Genomic DNA, 18,984 nt, shown 5'->3' with positions numbered 1-18,984 from the left:
CATGGCACAAATGACAATGATCCAAGCGATTACCGATGCGCTGCGTACGGAATTAAGACGTGACCCGACGGTTCTTGTATTCGGTGAAGACGTTGGTAAGGTCGGGGGCGTATTCCGCGCGACCGAAGGTTTGCAGAAGGAATTCGGTGAACACCGTGTATTCGATACACCGCTTGCTGAATCCGGTATTGGCGGACTGGCAGTAGGGCTGGGTGTGCAAGGTTTCCGCCCGGTTGCAGAGATTCAATTCATCGGCTTTATCTTCGAGGTTATGGACTCGATCGTGGCACAAGCTGCGCGTCTGCGTTACCGCTCCGGCGGACGCTACAATGCGCCGATCGTATTCCGCACGCCGTACGGTGCCGGCGTGAAGTCCCCAGAACTTCACTCTGACGCATTGGAAGGACTGCTGGCGCAAACACCGGGAATCAAGGTCGTCATACCTTCCAATCCCTATGACGCTAAGGGGCTCTTGATCTCGGCGATCCGCGACAACGATCCGGTGTTCTTCGTAGAACATCTGAAGCTGTATCGCTCTATCAGAGGCGAAGTGCCAGAGGGCGAATACACGATTCCGTTGGGCAAGGCGAACGTGGTCAAAGAAGGTAAGGATGTTACCATCATTACCTATGGCGCGATGGTTCATACTTCCCTGGAAGCTGCGAAGATCATCGAAGAAGAACGCGGCGTGTCCGTGGAAGTCATCGACCTCCGCACGATAAGTCCGCTCGATGTAGAGACGATCATTGAATCTGTGAAGAAGACGAACCGTGCGATCGTTGTTCAGGAAGCACAACGCTCAGCTGGTGTAGCTGCTGAAGTTATTGCACAGATTAATGAGAAAGCGATCCTGCACCTTGAGGCTCCTGTACTGCGCTGCGCGCCGCCGGATACGGTCCTCGCATTCCCGTTGATAGAAGATCAGTGGGTGCCGAATGCAGCACGGATCGTCGATACATTAAAGCAAGTCTTGGATTTCTAATCAGGGACTTTAGAGACCTAAGGAGGTAGTTCAAGTGGCGACTTTCGAATATCGATTCCCTGAACTTGGGGAAGGTCTGCATGAGGGCGAGATCGTCACCTGGCATATCAAACCAGGTGACTCCGTCCAAGAAGACGACATCATCATGGAAGTTCAGAATGACAAAGCGGTTGTTGAAGTTCCATCCCCGGTTTCAGGTAAAGTATTAGAGATTAAAGTTGAAGAAGGTTCTGTGGCAACGGTTGGTCAAGTCGTTGCTGTATTCGATGCAGAAGGCGATGTGCCTGTGCAGGATGCACCAGCTGAAGAGCCGGCTGCTGCACCGGAACCGGCTAAGACGGAAGCACCGGCAGCGGCAGAAGCACCTGCTGCAGCACCAGCAGCAGAAGCTGCTCCGGCAGCAACTGCGGCGCTCGCTGACAACAGAGAGATCCTGGCAACTCCTGCTGTGCGCAAGTATGCTCGTGAGAAGAATGTTCTGCTGGCTAATGTGACGGGTACCGGCAAGAACGGACGCATCACCAAGGAAGACGTCGACGCTTACCTGGCAGGCGGTCAAACAGCAGGTGCAGCGGCGGCACAAACTCCGGCATTCGCACCGGTTGCTCCTGGCCAGCGCATCGAAGAGCGCGTACCGCTTAAGGGCGTGCGCAAAGTTATCGCTAATGCGATGGTTAAATCCGTATACACCGCGCCTCACGTGACGATCATGGATGAAGTGGACGTATCGGCGCTCGTGGATCTGCGCACGAAGGCGAAGGCGATCGGTGAGAAGAAGGGCATCAAGATCACATACCTGCCGTTCATCGTCAAGGCTCTGGTAGCTGCGGTGAAACAATATCCGGCGCTGAATGCGTCCATCGACGATGAGAAGGGCGAGATCGTATACAAGAGATACTACAACATCGGTATCGCTACAGATACGGATAACGGCTTGATCGTGCCGGTCATCGAAGATGCGGACCTGAAGTCGATCTGGCAGATCGCTGCTGAGATCAACGACAAGGCTGTTCGCGCACGTGAAGGCAAGCTCGCACCGGCTGAGATGAGAGGCAGCTCGATCAGCATCTCGAATATCGGTTCGGCAGGCGGCATGTTCTTCACACCGGTTATCAACTGGCCGGAAGTTGCGATCCTCGGCGTAGGACGCATCATGGACAAACCGGTTGTCCGCAACGGCGAGGTTGTTCCGGGCAAGGTGCTGGCATTGTCTCTAAGCTTCGACCATCGTCTGATCGACGGGGCAACAGCACAGAACGCTATGAACTACATCAAACAGTTGCTGGAAGAGCCAGGGCTGTTAGCATTGGAGGGTTAACCCATGGTCGTAGGCGATTTTGTCAATGAAGTGGATGTGTTAGTCGTTGGTGCGGGTCCAGGCGGATACGTAGCTGCGATCCGCGCCGCGCAGCTGGGCAAATCCGTGCTCTGTGTAGACAAGGATGAAGTCGGCGGCGTATGTCTGAACCGCGGCTGCATCCCTTCCAAGGCACTGATCACAGCTGCTCACCAATACGAAGCAGCGAAGAACAGTGACGTGATGGGCGTGATCGCTGAGAGCGTCAAACTGGACTTCGCTAAGGTTCAAGAATTCAAGAACAATATCATCGCGAAGCAAACAGGCGGCATCCGCTCCCTGTTCAAAGGCAATAAAGTCGAGTTCATGAAAGGCGAGGTATTCTTCATCGGCGAGAATATCGTCAGCGTCTCCAATGAGGACGAGGGCCACCGCTATAAGTTCAACCATTGCATCATCGCAACGGGATCCCGTCCGATTGAGCTGAAGACCTTCCCGTTCGGCAGACGCATCATCTCCTCGACGGAAGCTCTCTCGCTGACCGAGGTTCCGAAGCGTCTCGTCGTCATCGGCGGCGGTTACATCGGCATCGAACTTGGTCAAACCTTCGCGAAGTTTGGTTCCAAGGTTACCGTACTTGAAGGTTCCTCCTCGATTCTGCCGGGATTCGATGCGGATCTGACGCGTCTCGTAACAAGAAATCTAAAGAAATATGATGTCGAAGTCATCACCGATGCGATGGCAGATAAGGCGGACCAAACCGACGATGAAGTCACGGTTACCTATACGGTAAACGGTGAACAGAAGCAAGTAACGGCTGATTATGTCCTTGTCACCGTCGGCCGCCGTCCGAACACCGACAACATGGGACTTGATACGATCGGCATCAAGATGACAGAGCGCGGCCTGATCGAAGTCGACAAGCAATGCCGCACGAATATCCCGAACATCTATGCGATCGGTGATATCGTCGCAGGACCGGCATTGGCTCACAAGGCATCCTATGAAGGCAAGGTAGCAGCAGAAGTCATCGCAGGCCTGCCAAGTGCCGTCGACTACAAAGTAGTGCCGAGTGTCTGCTTCTCCGATCCTGAGATCGCAAGTGTCGGCCTGAGCGAATCGGAAGCTAAGAAACAAGGCAAAGCGATCAAAGTCGGCAAGTTCATGTACGGTGCTAACGGCCGTGCACAGACGATGAATGCTTCCGACGGCTTCGTGAAGATCGTAGCCGATAAGGAAACGGATCTCGTACTGGGAGCGCATATCGTTGGTGCCGAGTCCTCTAACCTCATCGCGGAGATGGCTCTGGCGATTGAGATGGGCGCAACGCTGGAGGATATCGCGTTGACGATCCATGCGCATCCGACTCTGGGTGAGATGACGATGGAGGCGGCGGAAGTCGCGCTTGGTCGTCCTATCCATTCCCTGTAAGATAAACTGCAGCAAACAGGCAAGATCTGCACAAGGCGGCAGAGGCGGCGGTTAACGTCTCAGCCGCCTTTTTGCGCGTGATTGACGAATTCGCTCGTATGTTTCGATCGATGCATGTACAAACATCCAACCTAACTTTTCATCCCGCGAATAAATCAAAGATTCCATAAGAAATCACCTTGTCGGAGATTCGTCCGATAGGGATAATAGATGGAGTGTCTAACGTTTTTTTGAAACGTTTGGGTCATTTGTGCGTATTACCGTGCATATCTTATGCAGATAAATCTAGAGAGGAGTTACGTATATGGATATGGATTCCAGACAGAGACCGGACCTTCCCCAGCTGTCGCCGAAGATGATCAAGTACATCATCATCGCGGCGATTGCACTCTTGCTCCTGCTGTGGGGGTCGACGATGTTCTACACCGTCGAGGAGCATGAGAAGGCGGCGGTTCTGACCTTCGGAAAGTATACGAAGACGGTGGAAGAGGCGGGTCTTCACTTTAAGCTGCCGAGTCCGATCGAGGAAGTTGTATTGGTTCCGGCCAAGATCGTGCAGCGCATGGAGATCGGCTATAGAGAAGAACGAGGACAGACGATTATCGTCGAAGATGAAGCTTATATGATCACCGGGGACGAGAACATCGTGTCCGCCGATGCTGTTGTTGAATGGCAGATCACGGATGTTAAGAAGTATCTATTCAATATCGATAACGCGGAGCAGTTTCTGAGAAATACCGCCGTGGGCGCCATTCGTTCGATTATAGGATCCACTCAGCTGGACTTCGCGATTACCGAGGGGAAGGCTGTGATCCAGCAGCAAGCGAAGGAACTGCTCATCGATACCCTCAGCAAGTATGAGACAGGGATCTTCGTCGTCGACCTGAAGTTCCAGGATATCGAGCCGCCGCCGGGCGAGGTGGCATCGGCCTTCGCTCAGGTAACAAATGCGCGTGAAGAGAAAAATACGAAGATCAACGAAGCGAATGAATACCGCAATGAACGTATTCCTAAGGCGCGCGGGGAAGCACAGGCGCTCATAGAGAAAGCAGAAGCACAGAAACAATCGCGGATCTTAAACGCGATGGGGGATGTGGCGCAGTTTAATGCGATCTATGTAGAGTACGCGAACAATCCAGCGGTGACCCGCGAGCGTCTGGTGCTTGAGACCTTGGAGAAGATCCTCCCGAATGCGAAGATCTTCATCACGGATTCGTCCGGGAATACCGTAAACTACTTGCCGTTAAATGAACTGATGCGAAACAGCCGGACAGGGGGGAATAACAATTGAAGAAAGGATTAATCTCCACTGTGATCATCGTCTTACTGGCTGTTGTTCTTGGCAGCGGTTCGCTCTTCATCGTCAAGGAAGACGAATACGAAGCCGTCATGCAATTCGGCGAAGCGGTACGAATCGTTAAGCATGCAGGACTTCATGTGAAGGTGCCGTTCCTGCAAACGACGAAATCCCTTCCGAAGTATCAGATGGTGTATGACAGCCAGCCTAGCAACATCCTGACGAAGGACCAGAAACCGATCATCGTCGATAACTACACGGTATGGCGGATCTCGGATCCGAACCAGTTTCTGCGTACAGTCCGGGAGATCAGCATCGCCACCGAACGGATCGAAAACGCTGTATACAGCACCGTCCGCCGTAAGCTGTCACAGATCGAGTACGGGGATATCATCAGTGAGAATACTGCCAGAAGCAATCTGAACGCGGAGATTACCGAGGAGGTATCCTTGGCTCTGGGACAGCTGGGCATCGAGATCGTGGATGTGCGAATCAAGCGCACAGACCTGCCTGAAGAGAACAAACAGTCCGTCTATAACCGCATGATTTCCGATCGGAAGGCAATGGCGACGCGTTATCTGTCCGAAGGGGAAGAGGAGAAGCTGAAGATCACGTCCAACGCCGACCGCGAAGCGATCGAGCTGATCGCCGAGGCTGAGGCGAAGGCGAAACAGATTATCGCGGAAGGGGAGCAGGAAGCCGCGAAAATCTATAACGAAGCTTACAGCAAGGATCCGGAGTTCTATCGTCTCTACCGGACGTTGCAAAGTTACGTAACAACCTTCGAAGGAGAACCGGTCATCATGATTCCGATCGACTCGCCGTATATGAGCATATTGTTCGGCAGATAATCGAGTGGTGATCAGTTGACAGACAAATCAACAAGCTGTAATGAAGAAGCAGCTCATCCGGTTGGATGAGCTGCTTTCATATTGTATTACGCTGGTTGTGTGGGCAGGTTGTTAATTATAGATGATAGATCTATCCCTGCAGATCCATCTTAAAGAATAGGTTCGGGTTAATTGCTTCCCTCCAGAATCGCCTCGGTTAATTGCTGGGTCAGGTAGTTGCGCACGATGGATACCTCAACCCGGCGATTGGCCGCCCGCCCTTCAGGCGTATCATTGTCCGCAACCGGGTTGTATTCTCCGTAACCCGCTGCGCTCACTCTGGATGGATCGATATCCGATTCGAGCAGGACTTTCATGAAGTTCACTGCGCGCGCTGTACTCAGCTCCCAGTTGGACGGGTAGCGCCAATTGTTGATCGGCACATTGTCAGTGTGTCCGGAAACCATAATCGCATAATCCGGATACTTGGCCAGCATCTCGCCGATCGACCGGGCCAGTTGTTCGGCCTGCGGCTTGAGATCAGCGCTTGCGGGATCGAAGAGGGCCGTATCGCTGAATGTGATCAGCAGTTGATGGTTGTTCAGGGTGGTCTTAAGCTGTGAGTCCAAGCCGCTCTCTTGAATGTAGATATCCAATTCCATCTTCAGTTCACTGAGTTGCTGCGTCTCTTCCGCGAGCTTCTTAGCGAGGTAGGCTTTGACATCGTCCTCGTCCACCTCTCCCTCTCTGGAGGCAGCGGAGGTATTGCGCTCCCGTTCGGTGATGGCGCTGAGCTGTTCGGGCAGCTCGATGAGCGAGTTGCCGGTGTTCGTGAAGAAACCGACGCCGGTATTGAAGGCATCGGAGAAGGATGCTCCGATCTGTTCCAGTTTCTTCTGATCGATGATACTGGAAGCGAAGAGTACGATGAACAGCGCGAGAAGAAGGGTCAATAAGTCTGAATAAGGGATGAGCCAAGTCTCGTCGATGTGTTCCTCTTGGTTAGTTCGCTTCTTCTTGCGCATATCTCGCACCCTCCTCATCCCCCCGGCGTTCTGCTGGTGATAAGAATACAGAGAGTTTTTGCTGAATCGCTAACGTCGACACACCGGACTGAATGGAGAGCAATCCCTCGACGATCATCATCTTCAATTCGACTTCCCGCATCGAGATCTGCTTCAGTTTCGTCGCGATCGGATGCCAGAGGACATAGCCGGAGAAAATCCCATACAGCGTAGCGATGAACGCTGCGGCGATCGATGCCCCTAGGGAGGCGACATCCTCCATTTGGGACAGCGCTGCAACGAGTCCGACAACTGCACCCAGTACACCCAATGTCGGTGCTGCTGCTCCAGCAGATGTAAACATCGCGGCGCCGTTGCGATGACGCTCTTCCATAGCCGCTATATCTTCTAAGAGCACATCGCGTACAAAATCATGATCATTGCCGTCGATGATCATGCGCATGCCGTTCCGCAGGAATTCGTCGTCGATCTCATCGACATGGCTTTCCAAGGCAAGCAGCCCTTCGCGGCGTGTGATGGTCGCCCATTCTGTGAAGAGCTGGATCACTTCCTGCTTGGAAAGCAGCTTCGGTTCGGCGATGGCGATCTTGATCAGAACGGGTAATTTCTTAAGAGAACTAAATGGATACGCCGTCAACAGCACCGCGGCTGTTCCTCCGAAGATGATCAACAAAGCTGGTGCGTTAAGCAACGATGACAGACTAGCGCCTTTCAGTAACATCCCGACGCCTACTGAGATAACACCGAGTATGAGTCCGTATATTGTGGAACTTTTCATCATGTACACTCCTTCAACGATATGACCATATGCGGCATCGATACCCTCTGGATCCCGTACAGTCTGGTCTTCATTTTCGACATGAATCTCCATGAATCCTGCACTGACGACATCCCTTATGTAATATATCGGTCAAAGGAGCGAGAAACTTGAACGTTCCGTGCGATTATTTTCTTATCTTAGTCCATAAGTCGTGCTGCGATGAGATTTCCCACATCTTGAAGAAGATGCGCAGGAGAGGAGAGGCTTGATATAGGATCAGTGCCGTGAGCCCGGCCCGCCACATCGATGCAGCAGAGATCAGCCCCTGGGTGACCATAGCCAGCAGGAGGATGAGAAGCGACAATCCCAGTACCGGGAACAAGGATCTAAGCCATGCCGCAACAGCAGCGAACCATGACTCCCCGGCGGTTACAGCGAATTGGATATACATAAAGGCCAGACGGACCAAACAGATATAAGCGAGCAATGCAAGCAGAAGCAATCCGTAATCCAACAGCTGTGCTGTGCCAAGGGTTCCGGACAGCAGGCTGCCCGTGAAGGAGGGAATGATCCAAGCCAGCGGCGCCCATGAGATCAGCATCTGGAGGACGTACAGGATTGAGAATCTTCCCCAGTAATTGGTGATACCCGTAATGAAGGCCCGCCACTGGTCTATGGATACTTGATGCACGGCGTGATAGAGACCTGCATTGATGAACGGCGTGAGCAGCATCCGCCCAGCCAGGATTGCAAGGATCGCCAATAAGTATGGATCGGCGAGATCCGTCTTCAGCAGGCGGAATTCGCCTTCGATCCAATACAGCATCGCCCAATCCGGCGCCTCAGTTCCCGGATAGCGGTACAGGAGCGGGAGAACGACGGATTTGACATACCGATAGAGGATGAACCCCCATACCATCTCATATAAGAATAAGACCAGGACGATCAATGACCGGCGGCTGACGACCGTAAGTCCATATCTCATCGAATCAAGCATGTGCTTCCACCAACCTTTCTTCACCAAGCGAAGAGCTGCATGACCAGCTCGATGAACGTCGATATTCCATAAGGCCACCGGACTTCGTCCTGCGCAGGGATCTCGGCTTTCATGAAGTTGTTATAGCGGCGGTTCTCCAGAATCTGTCTAAAATCCGGATCGATCAACACCCAAGCGGCCGGCTGTTCGGAGCGCAGCGTCAGCACCGTCTCCTGTTCGATCCCGCCCCAGCTCTCCCTCATCACAGCCCCGTCGGTCAGCTTGACGGCGATCTCAACGGGGCGATGGGCGCCGCCCAGACGTTCCAGATGGATGCGCGTCTCATAAGTCCGCGTGCCGTTCAGTTCCGTCTCATAGGTGTGGACGCCGTTTACCGCGTAATCGATCATCATGCCCCCGTAGACGAATTGTTTGAAGTAAGCATCCCAGCGGCGATGGGTCACATCCTGCAGGACTTGCTGGAAGTCTCGCGTGCTCGGATGATCGAACTTCCAGCGATGAAAGTAAGTCCGCAGCACTTGCTGCATCTTCTTCGTGCCGATCGTCTCCTCGATATCGCGCAGGACGAGACTTGCCCGCGTATAGACATTCTCGGCATAAACCTCATGGCTGCGGTATTCCCAAGCATTTAATTTCAGCGGAGCAGGATCGGTGATATAGCTGGACAAGATCGGCAGGCTGCGTGACAGCCCATATTCGCTCTCCATCACCTTCTCCTCAACATAGGTGGTGAAGCCCTCGTCCAGCCAAGCCTCTTCGAATTCATTGTTCGCCACCATGCCGTACCAGAACTGGTGACCGATCTCGTGCACGATGACCCGTTCCAGCTCATCGCCGGGATCTTCGTCCTTCGCTGCCCAGGCGGTGATCAGCGTGGGATATTCCATCCCTCCGGCGCCGTTACCGCCTTCCGGCGGCACGACAACTGACAGCGTGGAATACGGATACGGACCGTACCATTCACTGAAACTCGAGAGGGCGCGTTTGACCGCGGTGAAGTATCTTTTCTCCAAGTGCGCGTGCTTCGGATCCAGATAGAGCTTGATCTTCACACCGGGGATCTGGCTAGTGGAATAGGCCTCCTCCGCATAGATGAAATGCGGCGAAGCCGCCCAAGCAAAATCATGCACATCCTCGGCATAGTAGTGATACTGCCGCCTGCTGCCGTCATCCTGGACGGTGTTCACGGGGAAACCGGTGGCAGCTACAAGATAGGATGCCGGCACATCGATCTTCACGTTGTACGTGCCAAAGTCAGCATAAAACTCTGAATTGCCATGGTATTGATGCAGATTCCAGGTGTCTTGTTTGTGTCCCCGCCGCCCCTTCGGCTCATAGACCGCCAGCTTCGGGAACCACTGGCCCGCCATGACAAAATCACCGGCATAACCCATTCGTGCATACACATAAGGCAGTTTTACGGTGAATTCCATATGCAGGGTGACCGTCTCGCCCGGTGCAACCGAGGCGGGGAGTTTGATCCTCATCAGCGTCTGGTCTTCCGGATTCCCGTCATCGGGTTGGATGTATCGCATCGTATGGCTGAGATCCTGACCATCGCTGTACTGCACCTTAAGAATCTCCATGTAACCGTAGCTCTCCTCAGTCATCGGCTGGCCGCGCAGCTTGCCGCCGGATTCTCGATTGAAGGTCGTATTGCTGCTGCGGAAAGCATTCGGATAGAGATGAAAATACAACTCTTGCACCGACTGACTTCCGGGGTTACGCCATGTGATGCTCTGCAAGCCATGCAGTTTGTGTTCATCGGCATCCAATTGAACGTTGATATGGTATTCGACGAGCCGATCGCTCAGGGGCTCGTTCTTCGGCTCTGGATTCTCCTGGACAGCCTCCGGACTGCCGATGCCATGGGGCGGTGCGGGTGCGGAACCCCTGCTTGGATCCATGTGAACAAAGGCGCTGTTCAAACCGCCCGGGAAGTGTCCAGGAATGGTTGCGAGTGCGATGATGAAGAACAATGCGGATAACAACACAGGCAAGAAGCCGATGTTTCGGCGATTTAGACGTAAGTTCATGGCCAGGTTCCTCCCGTTGACAAGCATCTACTGCATGTATATGTGGGGACTTGGCCGAATATTTCTCTTTGTCCCAAATGGCAGGCAGAGCCTCTTAAGAGACGATCTGTTTGAAGGCTGAAGTCGGATGTTGCACGTAAAGTCGGAGAACATGTGGAAAGCAGGGGCACGACCGCTGGTTTTAGTTACAGATGTGATATAATGCATATAATCGGTATAGAACGATGCAGAAGAATGAGGTGAATCCGCGTTTATGGAGACGGGAAAGAAACAAATTTCTTTAAATATCGTAAGCAATAAAGTCAACCACAGAGGTTTCGGCGCAGGCTCGATCGATCTCAGCAACCTGTCGAGCATCATCATCGACGGGGATGAGGCTTATATCGATATCGGCGCCCTTCATGCTAAGAGCAAAGTGGAGCGGCGGATTAAATTTTCCATGGACAAAAATGACGTCCCTAACGGCAGACAAGTGTGGGTTGTCTGGGTTGCTGTGGATCGCGATGAACGCGGTGCCTTCTACGGCGGAGTAACGGCTTGTGAGATGCTGATCGACAGCGAAGCCCGCCGCGGGTGGAAGATCCTGGCCGACCACGTCAATCAGATGGATCGTGCACTGAAGCGGAAGTATATCCTGGATGGGCTTGGCGCCAAAGAACGCCAGCTGCTTAAGAAGGTGCTGATCGAGCACAATGCAGAGTGGTGGGAACGCTCGCCGCAGGAATTGAAAGACATGTTGGCATCTGATCCAACTTAGGAAGGGGATGGAGCAGCGGCGGAAGGGGCGCATCGCGTGCGCGTGCGGGCGATCAACATGAAATGAAAGAAGCGGGGGTGCTGTGATTGCAGTTCCCCGCTTCGTGGTTTAATTTTCCTTCCATCGATCCCTTTCAGCCAGCGTTACAGTTTCGCAAAGCGAACATACGGTATCCGAAGAAGTATCCTCATCTAAACCACCATCTTTTGAGATCTTCCCACCAGGACCGGCGTTCTTGCTCCGCACCTTCGGATTCATGCTGCTCCAGAAGGTCATCGCGATCTTGCTCCGCCGTATGTTCAGAGCAGAATTCGCCTGGTTCACTTCCCTTCACAAAATACTCCAGCCGGGCATGTTCTCCGCACTTGGGCGTGGCGATCGTACCGCTGGTTGGATCGACATACAGGGAGATGACCCCTTGAGCGACGGGGAATAACTTGGGCGGCACGTGCTTCAGGGATTCCTCCATGAACTGTGCGAAGATCGGCGCAGCCCGGGATGCCTCCGCGGAGGAGATCGTTCGATCCCGATCGTAACCGATCCACACCGCCGCAGTCAGCTCCGGCGTGAATCCAACCATCCACGCATCGGAGTTCGTCGTCCCTGTCTTGCCGGCCGTCGGCCGCTTCAAGACATGCGCTACTCTGGCTGCGGTCCCCCCGGGTTCGAACACGCTCTCCATCAGCTTGGTCAGCACATAGGTATATGCGGGTTCAATCACCTGCTCAGCATCAGGCTGGTTCTCATACAAGATACGGCCGCGAGCATCCTCGATGCGCAGGATCGCCGTCGGCGCCATGCGCACTCCTTGATTAGCGATGACGCTGTATGCCGCTGCCATCTCAAAGGGACTGACCGGCGAAGCGCCGAGCGCCAAGGAGGGCAGGGGCTGCAGGGGACTGGTGATGCCGAGCTGGCGTGCGGTTTCGATGACCCGCTCCGGAACGATCTCCATGATCGTATGGACGGCATAGATGTTATCGGACTTTGCAATCGCTTGCCGCAGCGTGATCTCCTCATTGGCATATTGGTTGCCGAAGTTGCTCGGCGTATAGGTCTTGCGCCCTTCGTCATAAGTAAACGTCGTCGGCTCGCTGCGGTAGCGGGTGAGCGCGTTAAATCCTTCTTGCCTCAAAGCCGCCAGATACATGATGGGCTTAAAGGCTGAACCCGGCTGCCGGCTGGCGGCGAAGACGCGGTTATATTGATTCACCTTGTAGTCGCGGCCGCCGACCATCGCTTTGATATGGCCCGTTCGCGGATCCAGTGCGATAAGCGCAGCCTGCAGATCGGGATAATGCTGCAGATGATCAGCGATGGCTTGTTCTGCAGCGCGCTGCATATGGGGATCTAATGTTGTATAGATCTTAATGCCGCCCCCGTAAAGCTGCTCTTGGCTGATGCCCAGCTTCTGTACCGCGGTTTGTTTGACATAATCTATAAAATAGGGAGCCGGTGAAAGCCGCTCCTCCGGCAGCGGTTGGTAGACGAGTTCTTCCTCATATGCTGCCTCCGCTTCCTCGCGGGTGATCATGCCGGCTTCAACCATCGCATCCAGAACGAGCTTCTGGCGTTTCTTCGCATTGTCGGGATTGTAGTAGGGAGAATAGTACAGCGCTCCCTTCGGCACACCGGCCAGCAGAGCGCTCTCAGCTAAGGTCAGGTCACGTGCAGACTTGCCAAAGTAAGCCTGCGCTGCGGTCTCGATCCCATATAAACTGTGGCCAAAATAGATCGTATTTAAGTATAGTTCGAGGATCTCATCCTTGCTGAAGTTCATCTCCAATTGCAGGGCATAGATCGCTTCTTTCATCTTGCGGTCCCATGTTCGTTCATGGTTGAGATACAGATTGCGCGCTAATTGCTGCGTGATCGTACTTGCTCCTTGCACGGCGGCCATCCGCCGGAGATTCACCCACAGGGCACGAGCGGCACCGTACAGGTCGATGCCGAAGTGATCATAGAATCGCCGGTCTTCGATGGCGACGACGGCATGGATCAAATCATCGGAGATCTCCGACAAGCGAACGATTTTCCGATGCTGCCCGGCATGGAGGATGTCGATCACCTGCCCGTGTGCATCGAGAATCTGGGAAGTTTGCTGGACCTTCGCTGCCGGGAGGGACTGCGCGCTGAAATATAATAGGAAGCCGAACAGACAGATCATGCTGAGTACACACAGTGTAAAGGAGATCGAGGCGATGGTCTTCAGCAGTTGGAGTTTGGACTTTGCGGTTGTCTTGTTCTTCGCATGCTTGTTCTTCGCCGTGCGTTTCATCCGAAGCATTCTGGACACGTACTCTGCTCCTCCCGTTCACATAGTGTATTCTTATTATGGAAGGGATATCCAGGTCCTATACGCACGACATGATTTTGCAGCTTGCTGCGGCTGATATTTTTTCGATTCCTGTTCATGTAAAAACATTGCAATTCTATTGTGATTTAATATAATTACTTCATATGTTATTGCGAAGCATCTAGACGGCTTATGCTTGGTATACTAATCACATATCTATCTTGGAGAGAAAAGAGGAATGCCTATGGAACTATGGTTTACAGAGAAACAAACCGAGCACTTTGGCATCACGGCCAAAGTTCGTGAGACGCTCGTACGAGAGCAAACCCAGTATCAAGACTTGGCGATCATCGATACCTTGGAATTCGGGCGGATGCTCGTGCTGGATGACATGGTTATGACAACGGAGAAAGATGAGTTCGTCTATCATGAGATGCTGGCGCATCCCGCGCTGGCCACCCATCCGAATCCGCGCCGAGTACTGGTTGTAGGCGGCGGAGACGGCGGAGTGATTCGCGAAGTCTTAAAACATCCCGATGTTGAGAAAGCCGTATTGGTTGATATAGACGGTAAGGTAATCGAGTACTCCAAGAGATTCCTGCCCGGGATCGCCGGCGCGCTGGATGATCCGCGGGTTGAGGTGCTGGTGAATGACGGATATATGCATATCCATGATCATAAGAACGAATATGATGTAATCATGGTGGACTCGACAGAACCGGTAGGACCGGCGGTGCAACTGTTCACGCGCGGGTTCTATCAAGGCATCTACGAGGCGCTTCGGGAGGACGGCATCTTCGTCGCTCAGACCGACAACCCGTGGTTCAAGGCAGAGCTGATCAAGAGCGTGAACCGCGATGTGCGGGAGGTGTTCCCGATCGTCCGCGTCTATACCGCGAATATCCCTACCTATCCAAGCGGAATGTGGACCTTCACGATGGGGAGCAAGAAGTACGACCCGCTTGAGGTCGAAGAATCGGCGATTCCTGAGATGGACACGAAGTACTATTCGCCTCGTCTTCATCGGGCATGTTTCGTGCTGCCCAAGTTTGTAGAAGATCTGCTGAAGTAATCCCGTCTAAGATTCCCGAGCGCAGCAGCATCAGCACAGAAGGGATGCAGCAAGAACAGATATGTGATGACATCTAAGAGCAGCATGTTCGGGATGTGGCATACTCGGATACAGGAAGATAGGAATTCTTAAACATTAGGTTAGAGAAGGGTTGTATGAACGGTGAAATTGGATCAGGCTTACTCAGGGAATGTATTCATCTGCAGTTCTGAAGATTATGATGAAGCGCAAGCGGTGATCTACGGCATGCCGATGGACTTCACCGTCAGCTTCCGCCCGGGTGCGCGGTTCGGTCCTGCGCGGATCCGTGAAGCATCGGTGGGGCTGGAGGAATACAGCCCCTACCTGGATCGTACGCTGTATGAGATCAAGTACATGGATGCCGGCGATCTGCTGCTTCCCTTTGGGAATGCGGCGCGCAGCCTGGAGCTCATCGCTGAGTATGTACGGAAACCCCTGGCTGACGGGAAGCTGATCGTCGGCCTGGGCGGCGAACATCTCGTCACTTGGCCCATCTTGCAGGAAGTCTATAAACGGTACCCTGAACTTGCAGTGATCCATATCGATGCCCATGCGGATCTTCGCGACCAGTATGAAGGAGAGCCGCTCTCCCACTCTACGCCGATGCGCAAGGCCTGCGAATTAATCGGCGGCAAGAACATCTACCAATTCGGCATCCGCTCCGGTTCCAAGGAAGAGTTCGAGTACGGACGGCACGAATGCCATTTCTATCCCTTCGATGTGTTAGAACCTTTGGAGCGGGTCTTGCCCAGCCTTAAGGGTCGCCCGGTCTATGTTACGATTGACATCGATGTGCTCGATCCATCCGCAGCTCCCGGGACGGGAACGGCGGAAGCAGGCGGCATCACTTCTAAGGAACTGCTGGCTGCCATTCATGCGATCGCTCGCTCCGATGTGCGAGTCGTCGGCTGCGATCTTGTGGAAGTAGCACCTATCTACGATCCGACGGAACAGACGGCCATCGTCGCCGCCAAGCTGATCCGCGAGATGCTGCTCGGATTCGTGAAGGGATGAGCAGACGGCTGATCATGTCGCAGCGGCTTCCCGTCAATATCAAGTTGGTGAGCATATGGGACGATGAGCAAATCGAGCAAGATTATAAGGGCGAGTTGTATCAGAAGGGTTCAATTGTATATGTGAGATATACGGAGCAGGATGAACAGGGCGGTATGACGCGGACGGTAGTCAAACTGTCGGAACGGGAGATCAAGATCATGCGGCGCGGGGAGATCGAATCCGAGCAAACCTTCGTCCTGCATCACAAGCGAAAGGGGCATCATCGAACACCTGCAGGCACATTGCCGATCGTTACTGACACGCGCTCGATGCGGCTGGAACAGCAGAATGGTAGATGGACGGCCGCGTGGTCCTATATACTATATGTAGCAGATGAACCAGCAGGAACTTTCAACCTTAAGTTAAACATACAGGAGGAAGCTATATGAGCGTAATCGAGCAAGTGAAACAAGCCCTGGTAGATGAGATCAGACAAGCTGTTCTCGCTGCGGGTTTGGTCGATGAAGAGAATCTGCCGGAATTCGTCTTAGAGACTCCTCGGGAGAAGGTGCATGGGGATTATTCGACGAATATCGCAATGCAGCTGACCAGGCTGGCGAAGCAGAATCCTCGGTCGATCGCGGAGAGCATCGTTGAGCGCATTCGGAAAGAAGAGGTATACGTCGAACGGATCGAGATCGCCGGCCCGGGATTCATCAACTTCTACATGAACAAGAGCTACTTGTACGGTGTGGTGAATCAGATCTTCGAACAAGGCGATGATTACGGCCGCATCAACATCGGCGAGGGCAAGAAGATCCAGGTGGAATTCGTCAGCGCCAACCCGACGGGGAGCCTGCATCTCGGCCATGCTCGGGGAGCGGCCTTCGGCGATTCGCTGTGCAACGTGCTCGACTTTGCCGGCTATGATGTAACGCGGGAATATTATATCAACGATGCCGGCAACCAGATCTTGAATCTGGCCAAATCGATCGATGCCCGCTACAAGCAGGCGCTCGGGATCGAGGCGGAGATGCCGGAGGACGGTTATTACGGCGACGATATCATCGGTTTCGCTCAACAATTGGTTGAACAGGACGGGGATAAGTATCTTTCCTGGCCGGAGGAGGAGCGGTTGCAATATTTCCGCCAGTTCGGTCTGGAACAAGAACTGGCGAAGATCAAACGAGATCTCGAGCGGTTCCGGGTGACCTTCGATGTCTGGACTTCGGAGACAGCTCTCTATGAAGCTGGAGAAGTTGAAGCGGTCCTGCAGGAACTGAAGGATAAGGGACAGACCTATGAGGCGGAAGGAGCCGTATGGCTGAAGACGACGCCTTACGGAGACGATAAGGATCGCGTATTGGTCAAGAACGACGGATCCTACACTTACTTGACGCCCGACATCGCCTACCATAAGAACAAATTCAACCGCGGCTTCGACCAGCTCATCAATATCTGGGGCGCGGACCATCACGGATATATCGCGCGGGTCAAAGCGGCGATGGAAGCCCTTGGTTATCCTTCGGAGCGGCTGACGGTGCTCGTCACGCAGATGGTCAGCTTGTATCAAGGCGGCGAGAAGGTCAAGATGTCGAAGCGGACGGGCAAGGCCGTGACGATGGAGGACCTGATGGACGAGGTTGGGGTGGACGCGATCCGCTATTTCTTCACGATGCGCGGCATCGATTCCCATCTCGACTTCGATATGGATCTGGCCGTTTCCCAGTCCAATGAGAACCCGGTCTACTACGTGCAATACGCTCATGCCCGGATCTGCAGCATCTATCGTCAGGCAGAAGAGCAGGGCATCCAGCTGTTGCCGCTGGAGAGAATTGAACTTGAGAGGCTCCAGACGGAGACGGAGTTCGAACTGCTTCAGAAGCTCGGCGAGCTGCCGCAAGAAGTTAAGGAAGCAGCAGAACTCTACGCGCCGCATCGTTTAATCCGCTATATCTTCGAGCTGGCCTCGATGTTCCACAGCTATTACAAAGCCGAACGCATCATCACAGAGGATCAGGCCCAGACTCAAGCGCGCCTTGCCTTGGTCTTCTGTGTACGCACCGTCCTGCGCAATGTCCTGCGCCTGGTTGGCGTATCCGCTCCGGAACGCATGTGATTCTTGTTTAATAGGCGCATCACAGCCCGATGAACATTGATGATACCAACACCGGTTTTGCCCTGCTTCTTGGCAGGCGAAACCGGTGTTTGGCTTCTCTTCAGCAATCGCTTCACTTGTTTGGAGGTCAGCCCGGGCTTGACAGCTAAGAGCAGTGCGCAGGCGCCGCTGACATAGGAGGCAGCCATGGAAGTGCCGCTGAGCGCATGGTAACGGCCGTTAAGCCAAGTGGATACCACTTCTTCTCCAGGGGCATAGAGATCGATGTAACGCCCCCGATTGCTGATGTTCAAGATTTTGCCCTGACGCGTTGCAGCTCCTACGCTGATTGCTTCGGGATAGCGGGCGGGATAATCCGCCCGCCGTTTCCCGTCATTGCCGGCCGAGGCGACGATGATGATGCCTGCGCGAGCGGCGCGGCGCACGGCATCGCGCAGCAAGGGGCTGCTTTGCTGCATACCGAAGCTCATATTGATGATATCCATGCGGTTTTTGATGCACCATTCGATGCCGCTCACGATATCGGAGATCCGTGCCGATCCGCTCTGGTCGAAGGCTTTGACGGGATGGATGATCGTCTGGGGGGCCGTGCCGGTCATGCCGGACTCCGGATTGGTCGCAGCGATGGTGCCGGCGATATGCGTGCCGTGGCCGTTATCATCATGGGGCGGAGAATCCGGGTGCAGCACATTGTAGCCGGCTCCGGTTGTACGGGCGAGATCCTTATGTGAGTAGTCCAGCCCCGTATCGATGATCGCGATGTGAATCTTGCGCTTCGGAATATGCTTCCACACTTTATGGGCCCTGATGCATTTGGCTCCCCATGAGATGAAAGGAGTCTGTGTCCGCCATGGCTGCTGTCTGAAGAGCTGCAAGGGAAGCTCTAAGGCACTCGCCCAGAAATGGGGGATGATATATTCGGATTGTGAGGATATCCCGCCTGCTCTTTGTGTCTTCATCAACGCACGAACCCCTCCTGCTTGGGTGACAGTTCTAGATAACAAACAGTTTATGTGAGAGATGTGCAGGCGGCATAGGCGGTTCGCTCTACTTTGTCGAGAATTAGGC

At 53.7% G+C, this 18,984-nt stretch carries 16 protein-coding genes; 10 read left to right on the top strand and 6 right to left on the bottom strand.

Annotation, left to right across the window (positions count from 1 at the left end; genetic code table 11):
• Position 1 precedes the first annotated feature (1 nt).
• From PRECH8_RS02615 to hflC, 5 genes are all read left to right on the top strand, one after another.
• Positions 2-982 carry an alpha-ketoacid dehydrogenase subunit beta gene (locus PRECH8_RS02615; RefSeq protein ID WP_200965531.1) on the top strand — a complete coding sequence of 327 codons (981 nt, stop codon included), beginning with the start codon at positions 2-4 and terminating at the stop codon, positions 980-982.
• A gap of 34 nt (positions 983-1,016) precedes the next feature.
• Positions 1,017-2,300, top strand: a complete 1,284-nt coding sequence (locus PRECH8_RS02610) for a dihydrolipoamide acetyltransferase family protein (RefSeq protein WP_200965530.1) — start codon at positions 1,017-1,019, stop codon at positions 2,298-2,300.
• Between the two features lie 3 nt (positions 2,301-2,303).
• On the top strand, positions 2,304-3,710 hold the full coding sequence (gene lpdA / locus PRECH8_RS02605; RefSeq protein ID WP_200965529.1) for a dihydrolipoyl dehydrogenase: 1,407 nt from the start codon (positions 2,304-2,306) through the stop codon (positions 3,708-3,710).
• Positions 3,711-4,014: 304 nt separating this feature from the next.
• Positions 4,015-5,001, top strand: coding sequence for an FtsH protease activity modulator HflK (gene hflK / locus PRECH8_RS02600; RefSeq protein WP_200965528.1), 987 nt, complete (start codon positions 4,015-4,017; stop codon positions 4,999-5,001).
• A complete protein-coding gene (gene hflC, locus PRECH8_RS02595; RefSeq protein WP_200965527.1) occupies positions 4,998-5,858 on the top strand; it encodes a protease modulator HflC in 861 nt (286 codons plus the stop codon). Before hflK ends, hflC begins: the two co-directional genes overlap by 4 nt.
• A 167-nt stretch (positions 5,859-6,025) precedes the next feature.
• Here the strand turns inward: hflC and PRECH8_RS02590 are convergent, their stop codons facing one another.
• From PRECH8_RS02590 to PRECH8_RS02575, 4 genes are all read right to left on the bottom strand, one after another.
• Positions 6,026-6,862, bottom strand: coding sequence for a flagellar motor protein MotB (locus PRECH8_RS02590; RefSeq protein WP_200965526.1), 837 nt, complete (start codon positions 6,860-6,862; stop codon positions 6,026-6,028).
• Positions 6,840-7,640 carry a flagellar motor stator protein MotA gene (gene motA / locus PRECH8_RS02585; protein WP_200965525.1) on the bottom strand — a complete coding sequence of 267 codons (801 nt, stop codon included), beginning with the start codon at positions 7,638-7,640 and terminating at the stop codon, positions 6,840-6,842. Before motA ends, PRECH8_RS02590 begins: the two co-directional genes overlap by 23 nt.
• A 166-nt stretch (positions 7,641-7,806) precedes the next feature.
• Positions 7,807-8,643: a hypothetical protein gene (locus tag PRECH8_RS02580; RefSeq protein ID WP_200965524.1), complete on the bottom strand. Its 837-nt coding sequence runs from the start codon at positions 8,641-8,643 to the stop codon at positions 7,807-7,809.
• Positions 8,640-10,655: a M1 family metallopeptidase gene (locus tag PRECH8_RS02575; RefSeq protein WP_200965523.1), complete on the bottom strand. Its 2,016-nt coding sequence runs from the start codon at positions 10,653-10,655 to the stop codon at positions 8,640-8,642. The genes PRECH8_RS02580 and PRECH8_RS02575 overlap by 4 nt, the downstream gene beginning before the upstream one ends.
• Positions 10,656-10,908: 253 nt before the next feature.
• Here PRECH8_RS02575 and PRECH8_RS02570 point away from each other — a divergent pair, with 253 nt between their 5' ends.
• Positions 10,909-11,412 (top strand): YwhD family protein, encoded by a 504-nt coding sequence (locus tag PRECH8_RS02570; protein ID WP_200965522.1) that lies wholly within the window; start codon positions 10,909-10,911, stop codon positions 11,410-11,412.
• A 187-nt stretch (positions 11,413-11,599) separates the two neighbouring features.
• Here PRECH8_RS02570 and PRECH8_RS02565 read toward each other — a convergent pair whose 3' ends face one another.
• Entirely contained in the window at positions 11,600-13,699 is a 2,100-nt protein-coding gene (locus PRECH8_RS02565; protein ID WP_200965603.1) for a transglycosylase domain-containing protein, read from the bottom strand.
• 253 nt (positions 13,700-13,952) lie between these two features.
• Between PRECH8_RS02565 and speE the strand changes: the two genes are divergently transcribed.
• The 4 genes from speE (at position 13,953) to argS (ending at position 17,916) form a co-directional block, all read left to right on the top strand.
• Positions 13,953-14,780 (top strand): polyamine aminopropyltransferase, encoded by an 828-nt coding sequence (speE, locus tag PRECH8_RS02560; RefSeq protein ID WP_200965521.1) that lies wholly within the window; start codon positions 13,953-13,955, stop codon positions 14,778-14,780.
• A 162-nt stretch (positions 14,781-14,942) separates the two neighbouring features.
• Positions 14,943-15,815 carry an agmatinase gene (gene speB, locus PRECH8_RS02555; RefSeq protein WP_200965520.1) on the top strand — a complete coding sequence of 291 codons (873 nt, stop codon included), beginning with the start codon at positions 14,943-14,945 and terminating at the stop codon, positions 15,813-15,815.
• A complete protein-coding gene (locus tag PRECH8_RS02550) occupies positions 15,812-16,246 on the top strand; it encodes a YwiB family protein (protein ID WP_200965519.1) in 435 nt (144 codons plus the stop codon). The genes speB and PRECH8_RS02550 overlap by 4 nt, the downstream gene beginning before the upstream one ends.
• A complete protein-coding gene (gene argS, locus PRECH8_RS02545) occupies positions 16,243-17,916 on the top strand; it encodes an arginine--tRNA ligase (protein ID WP_200965518.1) in 1,674 nt (557 codons plus the stop codon). Before PRECH8_RS02550 ends, argS begins: the two co-directional genes overlap by 4 nt.
• On the opposite strand, the gene PRECH8_RS02540 is transcribed toward argS, so the two are convergent.
• Positions 17,826-18,875, bottom strand: a complete 1,050-nt coding sequence (locus tag PRECH8_RS02540; RefSeq protein WP_200965517.1) for a S8 family peptidase — start codon at positions 18,873-18,875, stop codon at positions 17,826-17,828. The genes argS and PRECH8_RS02540 overlap by 91 nt on opposite strands.
• Positions 18,876-18,984: the final 109 nt, after the last annotated feature.

The organism is Insulibacter thermoxylanivorax, from assembly GCF_015472005.1.
GTDB lineage: Bacteria > Bacillota > Bacilli > Paenibacillales > DA-C8 > Insulibacter > Insulibacter thermoxylanivorax.
This window is presented reverse-complemented; position numbering and strand designations above follow the sequence as displayed.